This is a genomic window from Protofrankia sp. Cr1 (genome assembly GCF_963555865.1).
Taxonomy (GTDB): domain Bacteria; phylum Actinomycetota; class Actinomycetes; order Frankiales; family Frankiaceae; genus Protofrankia.
The window spans coordinates 1-13,784 of the sequence record NZ_CAUVXO010000095.1 but is presented as its reverse complement, the minus strand read 5'-3'; the positions used below and the strand labels follow the sequence as shown (position 1 = coordinate 13,784).

Sequence of the window (13,784 nt, the reverse complement as noted above, 5' to 3'; positions counted from 1 at the left end):
AGGAGGGTCGGATGCCGGAGACGTCGGCACGGTCGCAGAGCCCGTCGGAACGCCATGAGCCGGCGCGTCCGGTCGTCACCCGCCGCCCCGACGGCGGCGGTGCTGGGGGTTCCGGGCTCCGCATGCTGCAGGGCACGGCAGGCAATCGCGCGACGACTGCCCTTCTCCGAGATGGGATCAACGGTGCTGCGGCATCAGCCCTGGAGCCGCTTGTGGCAGCACCGCTCGGTCCGACCGTCCACAGGGTGCCCACGGTTCAGCGGTCGTGGATCGGGGACCGGGTCGGGTGGGTACGCGACGGCACGCGCGACGGGAACTGGGAAACGGAGGATCCCCCCGGGGCGTACCGCGTGTTGAACGGCCTGTCGATGGACGACATGGTCCGGGTGCTGCGGGCACTGAGGCCGGCCGAGCGGGCGAAGCTGGCCGCCAATCTCGAAGAACAGGGTGGTCGTTCCGACCGTTCCCGCATCCACCTCGCGATCACCAACGCCTCGACCGCGACAGCCGACCCCGTGTTCCGGGAGCTCAGCGAGAACCTGCACTGGGCGATCCGCAGCGGTAACTTCACCAGCCCGCCGAACGGGGCGTTCCACATTCTCGCGGCGGCGACCGCGGCCCAGCAGTCCCGTCTGGCCGCGGCACTGAACCGCGATGCTCTTGACGCTCTGATCGACCGCCGCGACGAGGCGGCGGCCGTTCCCGGTGCGCCGGGTGCGCTGACGGTCATCGAACGCAGACGTGGAACGCAGGGATCCACAAGTCGTGAACAGCGCCTGACGGACCTCATCGACGGTGGAGCCTGGGTGCAGTTTTTCGCCGAATTCAACGGGATGCAGGAGTTCGACCAGCTGCGATTCCTGCGTGGTCATTCGGGCGCTATCCCTCCGATCCGTGACAACATCCGGAGGGCGGACGGCATTGGCGATCCCGTCCGGATCATCTACCTGCTGGAAAGGGCTACCACGCCCGCGTCGAGAGCCCTGTATGTCGACGCTATGGTCAACAGGTACTCCTGGCAGCCCAAATACCGGGTAGCTCACCCGGAGGACCTCTCGAACATCATCCGGTTCAGTGATCTGGCGGACGTCGAGCTGGATATCAGCACGATCGGTGACAACCAGATGAGCGAGGAGGAGGCCGACAGGCAGTTCCGCGAGGCGGTACCGGGGCCCGGCGGCTTTCTGTGGCCCGAGGTCCGCAACCGCAGCACGCTGCCGGTCCTGTGGCAGGTCAAGCAGCTGGTCCGCCAGCAGCAGTGGACGCTGCTGGGGGACGAGGTCCTGCGGCAGGGAATCTTCGTCGTCCAGTACCTGATGAATGTCGCTCTGCCGGTCGCGCACGCCTCGGCGATCCGGTCGCTCGGGGCACTGCGGGGGGCATCGCTCAGCGGTCGCTGGATGCAGGGATCCCAGGTCATCAAAGGGGGAGCCGCTCGGACGGTCATATCCGACGCGGAGGCGTTCACTCAGGCGCGGAACGCGCGGAACTCGGCGGTGGAGGCGTACAGGACGATGCCGAAGGCACAGCGCGAACAGATCGCCACGGTCACGGGTGGTGTCAACGTGCAGACCGGCGAGGTGGTCTCCGGGTACAACACCGCTGGCAGGTGCGCTGAGGACATGGTTGTGGAGCGCCTGGGAGGCGATGCCTCGAAGGTGAGGTTCTCCGAGGCGATTCGGCCCAGGACGGGGGAGCAGGTGCCGGTGTGCGAACGGTGTCAGGGCACGTACAGGCCTGCCCAGTTTCCCGAGGGCGTCATCTTCGAGGGGAGATAGATGCCCGTGGTTCGCAAGAGGCTTGCCCGGCTGGACGAGGTCGACTGGTCCTCGCTGCGCACCGCGCACGGGACCGCCGAGCACGTTCCAGCCGCGCTCAGAGCACTGCGCGAAGCTGAGGATACGGCCAGCGTCCATGAGGCGTACTGGAAGCTGGACAACTACATCGTGCTGCAGGGGACGCTGTACGAGAGTGCCTATTTTGCCGCGCCCTACATCCTCGACATCCTGCTCTCCGCCCAGCGGCCATCCGGTCTCGTCGCAGCTTACGACCTCTTGATCGAGATAGCTTGCGGGGTCTCCGATCCCGGGCTACCGACCACCGTCGCAGGGCCGGGTGGCCCCGTGGACCTCCGGGAGGCGTGTAGAACGGTCATCGCATCCGGTCGCTCGGCATATGCGGCGGATCTGCGCTCGGCCGACGGGGCTGTCCGTCGTCGGGCGCTGGACCTGCTCACATCGATTGATGACGACCCGAAAGATCTCGATGCGCTCCTTGCCGGGATCGACCCCGGCGACGACGAGGAGTTCGCGCGGTTACTGGAGCGGGCAAGAAACGAACTGGAATGGTAAACAGGCGGACTGCTGAAACTGTCAAAGATCATCAACTGTGATCTTCAGATGGTACTCGCCCGTTACCCGTCCGGCCCTGGACCGGGATCGTCGCCGGGAAGCGGTCGGAGGGGTGGCAGGCGTCCGGCCCGCCCGCGGTCGGCGTCGGCCTGCTGATGATTGTTTCGCCTTCGGTCGCCTGGCGGCGTGCCGCCGCGTACCGGACAGCACAGGCAAGGTTGGGCATCGTGGCTGGAGTGATCGAGCCGGAGAAGATGTAGCCGCTTCCTCTGTCACGGAAGTAACCGCCGAGCGTTACCCAACCCTGGCCGGTGGGTCGATCCGCCGGTTCAGCTGCCTGCCCGAACGGGCACCGACCGATCTGAACGCCATGATCGGCGCGAGTTTGTTGGTAGGTACGCTTTTCGGCCCGCTGGGCGTACCCAGCAACAAACTAACGCCGATCTTGTAATGGCAGACGCATGGTCGCCGTTCGGCGGAGCTGCGCCACGCTCCGGCGAATCACCCATGGTTATCTGATCAGCGATCAGTCGTCACGGCCTGTCGCGGTGAGCAGATCTTCGCAGGTGCAGCGGAGGGTGGCGGCGGCGCGGTGCAGCGGGCCACGGCGACCTAGCGGTTATCAAGCGCCGCTCTGGACTTGGTCCGTGTCGCGCAGCTCGGCCGCCCAGGACGCGAAGAAGGACCGCAGGTTGCTGATCTCCGTGGCTGGGATGGGAAGATCCTGATCAGCGAACCGACGCAGGGTGTCGAGCATGTCGGCAAAGACGGGGCGGTCGAAACCCGCGTCCGCTGCGGCAGCCCAGCTGAGGAGCTGTTCCTTTCCGTATCTACACGCGAGAGCGTGGACGTCGGTGAAGTCGCGGGCTTCCGCACGGCCGAACAGGGCAAGAGCCTTGCGGGCCGCGAGATCGTGTGCCTGCAGCGTGGGGCCGAGCTCGGTCCACGTCGGTGGTTCCTCGGGCGGGCTGTCGATCGCGATGTCCACGATCAGCGACTCGCCTTCCCCTTCGACGACCATGCGTGCGAAGGTCGCTGACCTGTGAATGTGGGTGACGCACCACCGCTGTTGCAGCGCATGCTTCTCGAAAGCGCCCGCTGCAGCGGGCACGGCTGATTCGTTTGTGCTGGCGGCGAAGATGTCGATGTCGCGCGTCGGTCGGGCGACGATCTCACGAGCGATGAGTGCGGCTCCGCCGGCCACGGCGAACCCGTCGCTTTCGGGCAAGCTGAAGAATGCCAGGGCGACGCGTCGCTGGAATGGCGTGATCATCGTCTAGTGATCAGGTTTTCCCACGCCTCCCGTATCGGCGCGGGCAGGACGAGGTCGGGCCAGGCGTCGATGAGAAGGGCACCGTCTATGTAGGTGACCACGTCGTCGGGCGTGCCCTCCCGCAGGACGATCTCGTAGACCCGTAGACGGTCCTGGCGCATGGCGAGGTCGTAGCAGCGTTCCGGAGCTGACCAGGAGAGGTGGAAAGGCAGCCTGACCTGGGCGACGGCGTGTCGAAGCGGTAGCCGTGGCAGCTGCTCCGGCACGACGAAAGGTCGCCCGTGTGGGCCAGCGGCCTGGTGGAAGGTCGGTCGGGGGGTGACATCGAGGACGAAACCGGCGGCTTCGATGATGCGTTCCGCGGTCACGAGGGTCGGGGACTTCGCGCCGTGCTCGTATGCGGCCAGGGTTGGCCGGGAGGTGCGTGCCCGGCGGGCCAGCTCGGCTCCGGAGAGCCCGGCCTCACGCCGGGCACGCTCGATCAGCCGGCCGGTGCTGTTCTCAGGCACAGCGCCTCCTCCGTTCCCTCGCTACGGTTCCATTCCGCTAACACCGTATCTCATCGGATACGATGTTAGCCGCCGCTCAACCGGGTTGGTCCAAGCGGTCTGTCGCGGTGAGCAGGCCTTCGCAGGTGCGGCGTGGCGGAGGGTAACGGCGCAACGGGCCCGCAGGTGATCTCCCCAGGGACGGGATGCGGGCCAGGTGTGACTGAAGTGACCTCGATCAAGGCCGTTGCAACCAGGCCCGGCTGCCCGATCGTGTCGGTCATCGCGGCGGTCACGGCCCAAGGCGGCAGGATTTTCGACCGTCCGCGTGATGATCGGCGTGCGTTTGTTGGTAGGTACGCTTTTCGGCCCGCTGGGCGTACACAGCAACAAACTAACGCCGATCATGTAATGGTAGGTGTTGAGGGTAGGCGTTCACCGTGCTTTCAGCAGCACGTTCCACAGGGTCAGGCCCGGGCCGAAGGCCATCGCCACCACGGGGTCGCCGGGGCGCAGCTGCCGGTTCTGTCGAATCTGCTGGAGAACCAGCGGAACCGTCGCCGACGAACAGTTGCCGCGGGTGTCGAGGATCTCCTGGCTCGCGGCGGTCTGGTCGGCCCGTAACCCGAGTTTCTCCGCGACCACATTCACGATGCGAGGCCCACCAGGGTGTATCGCCCACCCGGCGATGTCGTCGACGTCAAGTCCGTGCCGGCCCAGGAGCGCCCTGGTCGCCTTTTCGACATGCAGTGCCAGTACGTCGGGCACCTTTGCCGACAGGCTCATCCGAAAGCCGTGGTCGGTGACTGTCCACGTCATCAGTGATGCCGATGCCGGGTCGGTGACGGCCTCGGTGTCGACGACCTCCAGCCCGCCGTGGACCCCGCCGTGGACATCCGGTTCCAGCGCCACATCCGGTTCCAGGACCACGGCGCAGGCCGCGTCCCCGAACAGCGCGTGCGCGACGATCTGCTCGACATCGCGCTCAGCCCGGGGACCGAACGGCTGTACGTGCAGCGACGGCAGCTCCACGCACAGAACCACGGCGGGTCGTCCCTGCACCCGCACGTAATCGGTGGCGGTCGACAGCGCCGGCAGCGCCGCGTAGCAACCCATGTGGCCGATGAAGAGCCGCTGGGTGGTGGGCGGCATCCCCAGCTCGGCGGCCAGCGCGATGTCCAGGCCCGGGGTTGCATAGCCGGTGCAGGAGACCACGACGAACAGCCCGACGTCGGCGGGATGCAGGCCAGCGTCGGTGAGCGCGCCGAGCACCGCCTCCCGGCCGAGTGGATGCGCCGCGGTGACGTACCGGCGCATGCGGGTACCAGTGGTCCATTCGCTTACATCCTCCACCCGGGGATCGATCACACCGTGCCGGGTGCTCACGCCGCAACCGAGAAAAATCCTCCGGGCGGTCTGGTTTCCATTGTAACGGCGAGCGAACACATCGTCCCACAGCGCCTGCTGGCCCATCGGCGGCGGGAATGCCGTGCCCTGCCCGGTGAGCACCGCCGTGTGCATCCGGTTGGCGGCCGTGGCCGTGGCCGTGGCCGTGGCCGTGGCCTTTGGCATGGGGTGCTGCCGTTGCTGCGGTGGCCGGGCCGTTCGCGGTAGTTGCGCCGACGACTCCGGCCTGACTATGGCACCTGTGCTTGTTCGTGTTTGGCTGGACATCCGGCGGTACCCCTCCATACACCGAGAACAAAGTAGAGGCTCTGCGTATCCGCTTTATAATGAGCATCGGTTGTCGGAAGAAGCTCGTCTCACAGCGATTTTGGCGTGTCTGATACAAGTCACCGTCCGGCACCGGTATTATGCGGACCGGGGCTTGACATTCACCCCGCGTCGGACGTGCCGCGGGGTGATCGGGTCGGGACCGCTTGGTGGTTTCGGGCTATCGTGTGGAGAGCCCGTCTGTTCAGACCAGGTTGGGTCCGGCCGCCACCAGCAGCCCCACATCGGCGAGTGCGACCGCGAGGATGACGCGAAAAGCCCCACGTCCGACCGGTGGTGGATTCCCCCGGTTGGATTCGCCCACCAGGACCGCGACGACGGCGACACCGGTCACGGCGAGCCCCGCGATCGCCGTCGGACCGACCGATCCCGGGCCGAAAGCGATCACCACGGACGCGGCCGCGAGCAGTGTCACGGCCAGCCACAACGACCAGCGCGCCCCGACCCGGTGCGGCACACCGCGCACGCCGGCACGCAGGTCGTCGTCGAGGTCGGGCAGAACGTTGGCGAAGTGCCCCCCGCAGCCCAGCAGGGCGCCGGCCAGTAGCAGCCACCAGGCAGGCAGGGGATGGCCGGGTAGGCCCAGGACGATGAAGGCGGGCAGCAGCGCATAGGCGACGGCGAACGGGAGCAGCGACGCCGCCGTGCCCTTCAGCCCCATGTTGTACAGCCAGGCCAGCGCGACCGCGATCAGGTGCGCGGTGGCCGCCCGCCACCCGGACAGCAGGGACAGGGGTACGCACGCCCCCAGGGTGACCATCGCGGCGACGCCCACCGTCCGGGCAGGCAGGGCGCCGAGCGCCACCGGTTTGTCGTCCCGCCCGCCCGATGCGTCCCGGACCCGGTCGAAGTAGTCGTTACTCCACCCGACCGAGAGCTGGCCGGTCCCCACGGCGAGGGCTACCGCGACGACACCGGCCACCGACCGTCCGCTGGAGGCCGCGAGCGCGGTGGCGATCAGCGTGACCGCCGCGGACGGCTCGGGATGGCTGGTGCGTGCGAGGTCGCCCACGAGGTCGCGGACGACGGCTTGACTCATCGCGTCACTCATGATGACGAGGTCTTTTTTCTCATCGACAGCGGGCCCCGCCGAGTGGACACCTTGGGATCGAGACGCCGTAGTAACAGGGCGCAGGCACCCACCGCCAGACACCCGACGCCGACACCCGCCACGATGTCGGTGATGTAGACGTGACCGGCATGCACCCACAGCGGATCGACCGGGCCCCGGGAGAAGGGGGCGTCGCCGAGTTTCACCACGTCATTGAGGTCGGCCGAGGATGCGATCGCAGCGTAGCCCCAGCGGGCCGGCATGAGATAGCTGAGCTGTTGCAGACCCAGTTTGCCTTCCAGCGGGACGAGCCCGCCGCTGAAAACGACCTGCGACATGGTGGTCATCACCAGCAGCGGCATGGTCTTGTCCGCATTGTCGACCCAGGCGGAAATCGCCAGGCCGAGCATTGCCGACGATATCGAGATCATGGTCACCGCCAGGATGACCTCCAGCATGGGCACGCTGAGTGCGACCGCCTGGCGCGGTGTGCGGTTGGTCATTCCGATCATCGTGAAGACGATGCTCTGCAGCGTGGTGATGATGACGAGGACGACGACCTTCGACCCGAGGTATGCAGTGATCGAGAGGCCGATGGCCCGCTCTCGCCGGTAGATCGCCTTCTCCTTGACGATCTCCCGGATCGAGTTCGCCATTCCCATGAAGCACGCGCAGAGCACGACCACGAGGAGCAGCATCTGCGCATCGACGTTCGGTATGCCGTTGGGCAGCGGGTCCAGGCGGTGCGGCGCCGGTCCGACCCGGGGGAGTATGCCCAGCAGGAACGGAAATGCCACGATCAGCCAGAGGTAGGAGCGGTCCGAGGTGATGACGCTCAGCTGGCGGCGGCTCAGCGTCGCTATCTGTGAGAAAAGGGACTGTTGCCGTGCGCTCGGCAGCGCCGTCGGTATCGGGCGCGCGGGCGGTGCCGTGACGGACGCCGGGACGAAGTACTCGGAGTTCCGGAACCGATCCGCCAGCTCGATAGGTGAGGCGGATTCCAACATCTGGAAGACGTCCGGCCACGAGTTCTTCCCGAGGAAGGTGAGGGCGCTTTTCGGCGGGCCGAAATAAGCGGTACGCCCGCCCTTGGCAAGCACAAGAATATAGTCACAGATATCGAGCTGTGCAACACTGTGGGTCACCACCACGATGGTCCGACCACCGTCGGCCAGCGTCCGCAGTGCGCCCATCACGTTCTGGTCCATGCCGGGGTCGAGGCCGGAGGTGGGCTCGTCCAGGAACAGGAGCGTCGGTCTGGTCAGCAGTTCCAGCGCCACGCTGGTGCGTTTGCGTTGCCCACCGGACAGGTTCTGCACAGCGACATCCGCGCGCTGGTCGAGCCCCAGTTCGCGGAGAACCTCGTCGACGCGTTCCCGGCGCTCGTCCTTTGTGGTGTCCGGAGGGAAGCGTAGCCGCGCGCCGTATTCCAGCGCCTTGCGGACCGTCAGCGTGGTGTGGAGAAGGTCATCCTGCGGGACATGCCCGATTCGCCGGCGTAGTTCGCTGTATTCGGCGTACATGTCCCGGCCGGCATAGCGGACGGTGCCGTCGTCGGCCGGTCGGAAACCAGTCAGCGCGTTCAGCAGGGTCGACTTGCCCGAGCCGCTGGGGCCGATGACGGCCAGCAACGCCCGCCCAGGTAGTCGGAAGCTCACGTCATGCATGATCTGCATGTCCTTGACGAAGACGTTGAGGCCGTCAGCCTCGAAGGTGACGTCCCCGGAGTCGAGATATTCGACCAGCGTGTCGCCTTCGAGCTGGAAAAGATGATGGCCGACGGCGATGATGTCGCGTTGGGCGACGGCCTCCCGGCTGATCTTCCTGCCGTTGAGGAATGTCCCGTTTGCCGAGTCGAGATCGACGACATGTACGCCGCTCTGGCCGACGAAAATCTCGGCATGGCGTCGGGAGGCGAGCAGGTCGGCCACGACGATGTCGTTGTCCCGGGACCGCCCCATCGACATCGTCCCCCGCCGGAGCGGGTAGGTGTTGCGCCGGCCGTGTTCGCGTTCCAGCCTCGTTATACCGTTGGCCGCGGTGGTGGCCGTGGCAGTGGCGGCGGCGGCGACCGCCTGCCGGTCGCGTTCGTACTCGGGGCTGCCGCGCCAGACCGTGGACATCTCCGAGCGCGGATCGAGCTCCGGCTGTTTCGGGATGTCCGCCACGACCGGCAGCATCATGAGCTCAGGGCCGTCGAGCGCGCCGAGCCGGAGCCGTACCTCGCCCCGCACGGCGACCTGCTGGACCCGTTCTCCGTCCACCCAGGTTCCGTACGAGCTGACGTCCTTCGCGGTCCATTCAGAATTGGTGCACGTAATTTCCACGTGGCGGCGCGAAACCTGGCGGTCTAACAGCACCAGGTCGGATCCCTTCCCCCGACCCACCACAAAAGGGCGATCACCTGTTATGATCACTTCCCCTATACTGCTGACGATTCTCAGCGGCGTTGACACGCTGTTCCCCCTTCGACCGTGCGCCGCGACTCCGTGCGGGCGTGTCCGCACCGTCCTGGCCAGATGCCCACTACCTGATATGGCTATTATGATTCTACCCGTATGACCGGAATACGGCCGATCGACGAGATTCGCACGGTGTCCGTGCATGGCACGCGATGGTCAGCATGGCACAGTGCGGCAGTCCGCCTGTCGGTTACGGTGAAGTCCGCGGCCGATCGGCCGGTCGGTCGGCTGGTCGGTCGGTCGGTCGTGCGATGTCATCCCCGGTGAGCAGGCCTTCGCAGGTGCGGCGCAGCGTCGCTGCGGCGCGGCGCAGCGGGCGGGAGGCGAGCCGGTTCTCGCTGAGCCGGCGGTAGCGGTCGAGAGTAGTGAGCAACGCGGCTCGGATGTCGTCGGCGGGGGTATCCGGTGGCAGACCGAGCCGGGCGGTCACCTCGCCGCCCGCAGCGCCCAGCAGCAGCTCGATCGCCTCCCGCTGGTCGTCGTCCACGTCGACCTCGCCCAGACGCAGATCACCGAACAGTTTCAGTTCGGCCAGCGCGTGGGCGCCCGCTTCAAGGCGTTCCCGGCGGGTCCGTAATGTGTCTGCCGACGGGATCGGGTGGGCGTCGAGCACGGCGTCCAGGCGGCGCAGCGCGGTCTGGGCCTTGAGGACGTCGGCCCGGTCGGTGAACTGACGCTCCAGTAGTGCCCGCAGTTCGGGCAGACCGCTGCGGTGCGCAAGCTCGGTGACCAGCCCGGTCGCGTCGGTGACCAGCCCCGGCCGGATCAGCGCAACGGCGATCTGGACCCCGGCGAGCCCGAGCCGGCCCAGCAGCATGGACCGATCATCGAGCGCCGTCTCGATCCGCGGGTTCGCCGCGCGGAAGCGGTCCACCGACAGCAGCAGGGGGACACCGTCCACCGTCGGCTGGCCGGCGACGGACGCCAGGGCCGCGAACTCGTGGTCACCGAGCCAGGTGCCGCACTGGGCGAGCAGACCCGCCACCGGCACGACCGTCTGTACCAGCGCCCGGACCCGGGGGTCGCGGCCCATGCCCGCGGTGACCTGGTGCGCGAGGTCGATTGATGCGGTGTTGCCAGGCGCTATCTCATCCGCCCGGGACAGCACACCGATCGCGTGCGCCGGGGCGGTGTCGCGCAGCCCGGTCTGGCGGAAGGACTCCAGGAAGCTCACGTCCGCGGCGTGCAGATGCCGCATCAGGTAGATCACGGCGTCCGCCCCACCGTGGTACCCGGCGTCCTCGGCTGCCTCGCCGGACGGTACGAGAAATGCGTGACTTCGGCGTGACACCTCGGTTGACAGTGATGCGATACCCGGGGTGTCGATGAGCGTGAGGTGGCGCAGTTGCGCGCTCGGCAGCGCCACCCGCAGTCGTTCGACGTCCTCGGCGGCGTACGGCCCCAGGTCGATCCGGGCGCCGCCCGGCCCTCGGTGCAGCCCGACCTCCACCGTGGTGGCGGCACCGCTGTTGCCCGGCCGGCGTTCAGGCCACAGGTCCGCCCGGGCCGTGTGCCGGGGACCATGGTGGTACCAGGTCACCACCCGGGTGCACTCGCCGGCGTCGGTAGCCGCGATCTGTTCGCCGACCAGAGCGTTGAGCAGGGTGGACTTCCCCGCCTTGACCCGGCCGGCGATGGCGACCCGTAACGGACCGCCCAGGGACCGCAGCTCTCGGCGCAGGACGGCTTCGGCCGGGCTGCCCCGGTACGCCTCGGCGGCATCGGTCAACAGCGCCTGGACATCCGAGCGCAGGGTCACCGGCGCTGCCCTGCCAGGAGCTCCAGGCGGTTGATCTCCGCGTTGAGCTCGGCGAGTCGCCGCTGGCTTCGGACGTCGGTCGCCTTGATCTCAAGGGCGGCCGATTCGAGGTTGCGTCCGGCCGATGTTCTGAGCTCGGCCGCGCGTTCGGTGAAGACGTTTCCCAGCTGAAAATAGATGTCCTGCTGGGCGCGCCGGGAGTCCGTGTGCGCCAGCTGCCAGGCTTTCTGGAGGTAGTCTTCCCCCGCGCCTTTCGCCTGCGCCCGATGGGTTGAAAGCTGATTCTCCCGGGACGTACGCAGCGTACGTTTCGCGACCACGAACATGACCGCCCCGCCGACCGGTGCCACGATCGGGGCGAGTGAGAGCCCGGCGAGAGTCCCGAATGCTGCGAGCAGGTGGATGGGCATCATGCCGATCGCGCCGCTGCGCAGGGCATGAGTCCAGCGCGCCCCGCGCCCGTCGGTGCGGAATTGCGGGTCTGTGCCCTCAGCCGCCGGCCGTCCCGACGTCGGCGAGGCCAGCGAGGCCAGCGAGGCCAGCGAGGCCAGCGACGTCATCGCGGGGATCTCGGGTAGGGCGCTGGTGGCTGCTTCGTCGGTCTGGAAGACGCCTGGCAACCTGCTCGGCCAGCGCGGCAGCTTCTGCTCTCAGCATCGTGCGGTGCGCCATGAGCTCGCGGTTGGCCTGTTCGCACAGCCAGGCGCGCAGTTCGTCCCAGCCCTGCACCAGGTCATCACTGATCGCCACGCGTTTCCTGAACTCGCCGGTGACGGCCTGCAGCCGCTGATTGAGGTCGTCGTCCACCCGTCGTTCCAGCTGGGTGTTGCCGTCCCGGAGAATCCGCTGCCACCTCGCCGCCGCCGTGGTCATCGTGTGGGCGCGTGCCTGCGCCGCCTCCAGCCGGAGCCGCAGGGTATTTCTGACGGCCGGATCGGCACGCGCGGCCCGTTCTACCACCAACTCAGCCATGATCTGGGCGAGGGCGTCGCGCGCTGCCTCATCCGCGTCACGCCGCGCCCGCGCCCGACACTGCTCGACGAGCTCGGAGCGGATGTGGCCGGCGAACGCCGGATAGCCCGATTCTGCGTCGACCTCGGGCACATCGGCGTGCAGGCCGTGGTCGCGCAGCGGCGCGGACAGCGGAAATACCGGTGCCGCGATCCCGACCCGGTGCAGATGCCCGCGGTCGAGGTCGAGGATGCGTCGCCATTCGGGGTAGAAGTCAATCTTGGTCAGGGCGCAGACGACGACCGGACAGTGCTGTGCCGCCCCGCGCAGGAAAGCCAGCTCCGGCTCGGTGTACTCCTGGCTGGCGTCCGAGACGAACACGACCGCGTCGGCATCGGAGACGGCTCGCAGAGTCGCGGCAGCGCGAGCGTCGGTGAGGCCGCCGTTCACCCCGGGCGTGTCGACGATTATCAGTCCGGACGCCAGAAGTTCATTCGGGACGCCGATCTCCACGCCGCAACCGGCCGACTGGTCGATCACGGTTTCCGTGCGGGCGGGCGCGTGCTGGATCATTGTGGGCACCATGGTCGCCCCGATCGGGTCGACTGCGCAGACCTGCAGGTTCAGCAGCGCATTGACCAGCGAGCTCTTTCCCTTCTTGAACTCACCGACCACCACCACCTGGCATGACGTCGCGGTCAGCCGCGTGCGTTCCCGGGCCAGCCGTGCCTGTAGGTCGGCGCGCCGGTGCCGGCCGGCCTCGCGAATGACCGCATCCAGCAGGGACGTGTCCAGCAGCGACGCCTCCGGGGGGTCGGCTGCGACGGCACTCACAGGCACCTCACTGTCATCTCATAGATCTCCGTCCGGTACGTGCGAGCCACGCCTGACCTGCATCTTGAGTCAGTCTTGAGTGCCGATTGAGTGCCGATTGAGTACAACGTGAGTGCGCCTTCGCGCAATGAGTTTTTCTTGAGAGCGATGTGAGATACCTGGTCCTGCCGGTCACGCGAAGCATCAGGGGGATAGCCATGAGCCGACCGATACACGTCCTGCTCCATGCCAGCGACCCGATCACCCGGGCTGGTCTTGCTGCGCAGCTTGCGGGCTGTCCGGATGTCGATCTCATTGACGCGGGCCCGGGCCCCGCCGCCGGCCTGCCGGCGTCCTGCGGCGGGGACACGACGGTCGATGTCGCGCTGGTCGATGTCGCGCTGGTCAGCGTCGACACCGTGGACAAGCGGACGTTCGACCTCATCCGCGGTCTGTATCAGGCCGGAACGCCGGTGGTCCTCATCGTGACCGATCTGGATTTCGCCGATGTGACGGCCGTGGTGGAAGCGGGTATCACGGCGCTGATCCGGCGCGCCGGCGCCACCCCGGATCAGGTGCTGGCCGCGATTCGCGGGGCGGCCAGCGGCGAGGGTTTCCTGCCGCCCGACCTCCTCGGCGGGCTGCTCAGCCAGGTGCGCCACGTCCAGTGCCAGGTGCTCACGCCACGTGGTCTCACCCTGTCGGGCATCTCCGAACGGGAGCGGGACGTGCTCCGGTTGGTCAGCGAGGGGTGCGACACCCGCGAGATCGGTCGGCAGCTCTGCTACTCCGAACGCACCGTCAAGAACGTCCTCCAGGACGTCACCCGCCGGTACGGCCTGCGTAACCGGTCCCACGCGGTCGCCTACGCGCTACGACAGGGTCTGCTCTGACCGGACACT

General features: G+C 67.6%; 11 protein-coding genes. 3 read left to right on the top strand and 8 right to left on the bottom strand.

What is annotated here, in order from left to right; all coding sequences use genetic code 11:
- Positions 1-1,778 (top strand): hypothetical protein (locus tag U9980_RS10525; RefSeq protein WP_322767754.1); only part of this gene is annotated, 1,778 nt, incomplete at its 5' end.
- A complete protein-coding gene (locus U9980_RS10520; protein WP_322767753.1) occupies positions 1,779-2,351 on the top strand; it encodes a hypothetical protein in 573 nt (190 codons plus the stop codon). It abuts the gene before it with no gap.
- A 622-nt stretch (positions 2,352-2,973) separates the two neighbouring features.
- On the opposite strand, the gene U9980_RS10515 is transcribed toward U9980_RS10520, so the two are convergent.
- The 8 genes from U9980_RS10515 to U9980_RS10480 all read right to left on the bottom strand — a co-directional run bounded on the left by U9980_RS10515 (position 2,974) and on the right by U9980_RS10480 (position 12,903).
- Positions 2,974-3,624: a nucleotidyl transferase AbiEii/AbiGii toxin family protein gene (locus U9980_RS10515; protein ID WP_322767752.1), complete on the bottom strand. Its 651-nt coding sequence runs from the start codon at positions 3,622-3,624 to the stop codon at positions 2,974-2,976.
- On the bottom strand, positions 3,621-4,133 hold the full coding sequence (locus U9980_RS10510) for a helix-turn-helix transcriptional regulator (RefSeq protein ID WP_322767751.1): 513 nt from the start codon (positions 4,131-4,133) through the stop codon (positions 3,621-3,623). The genes U9980_RS10515 and U9980_RS10510 overlap by 4 nt, the downstream gene beginning before the upstream one ends.
- 414 nt (positions 4,134-4,547) lie before the next feature.
- Complete coding sequence (locus tag U9980_RS10505) at positions 4,548-5,684, bottom strand: type III polyketide synthase (protein ID WP_322767750.1); 1,137 nt, start codon at positions 5,682-5,684, stop codon at positions 4,548-4,550.
- Between the two features lie 346 nt (positions 5,685-6,030).
- Positions 6,031-6,897 carry a UbiA family prenyltransferase gene (locus tag U9980_RS10500; protein ID WP_322767749.1) on the bottom strand — a complete coding sequence of 289 codons (867 nt, stop codon included), beginning with the start codon at positions 6,895-6,897 and terminating at the stop codon, positions 6,031-6,033.
- A complete protein-coding gene (locus U9980_RS10495) occupies positions 6,894-9,353 on the bottom strand; it encodes an ATP-binding cassette domain-containing protein (RefSeq protein WP_416210218.1) in 2,460 nt (819 codons plus the stop codon). The genes U9980_RS10500 and U9980_RS10495 overlap by 4 nt, the downstream gene beginning before the upstream one ends.
- A gap of 196 nt (positions 9,354-9,549) precedes the next feature.
- Positions 9,550-11,118: a dynamin family protein gene (locus U9980_RS10490; RefSeq protein WP_322767747.1), complete on the bottom strand. Its 1,569-nt coding sequence runs from the start codon at positions 11,116-11,118 to the stop codon at positions 9,550-9,552.
- Positions 11,115-11,678, bottom strand: a complete 564-nt coding sequence (locus tag U9980_RS10485; RefSeq protein WP_322767746.1) for a hypothetical protein — start codon at positions 11,676-11,678, stop codon at positions 11,115-11,117. The genes U9980_RS10490 and U9980_RS10485 overlap by 4 nt, the downstream gene beginning before the upstream one ends.
- Entirely contained in the window at positions 11,608-12,903 is a 1,296-nt protein-coding gene (locus U9980_RS10480; protein ID WP_322767745.1) for a dynamin family protein, read from the bottom strand. The genes U9980_RS10485 and U9980_RS10480 overlap by 71 nt, the downstream gene beginning before the upstream one ends.
- 197 nt (positions 12,904-13,100) lie before the next feature.
- On the opposite strand from U9980_RS10480, the gene U9980_RS10475 reads away from it, so the two are divergent.
- Positions 13,101-13,775 (top strand): response regulator transcription factor, encoded by a 675-nt coding sequence (locus U9980_RS10475; RefSeq protein ID WP_322767744.1) that lies wholly within the window; start codon positions 13,101-13,103, stop codon positions 13,773-13,775.
- Positions 13,776-13,784: the final 9 nt, after the last annotated feature.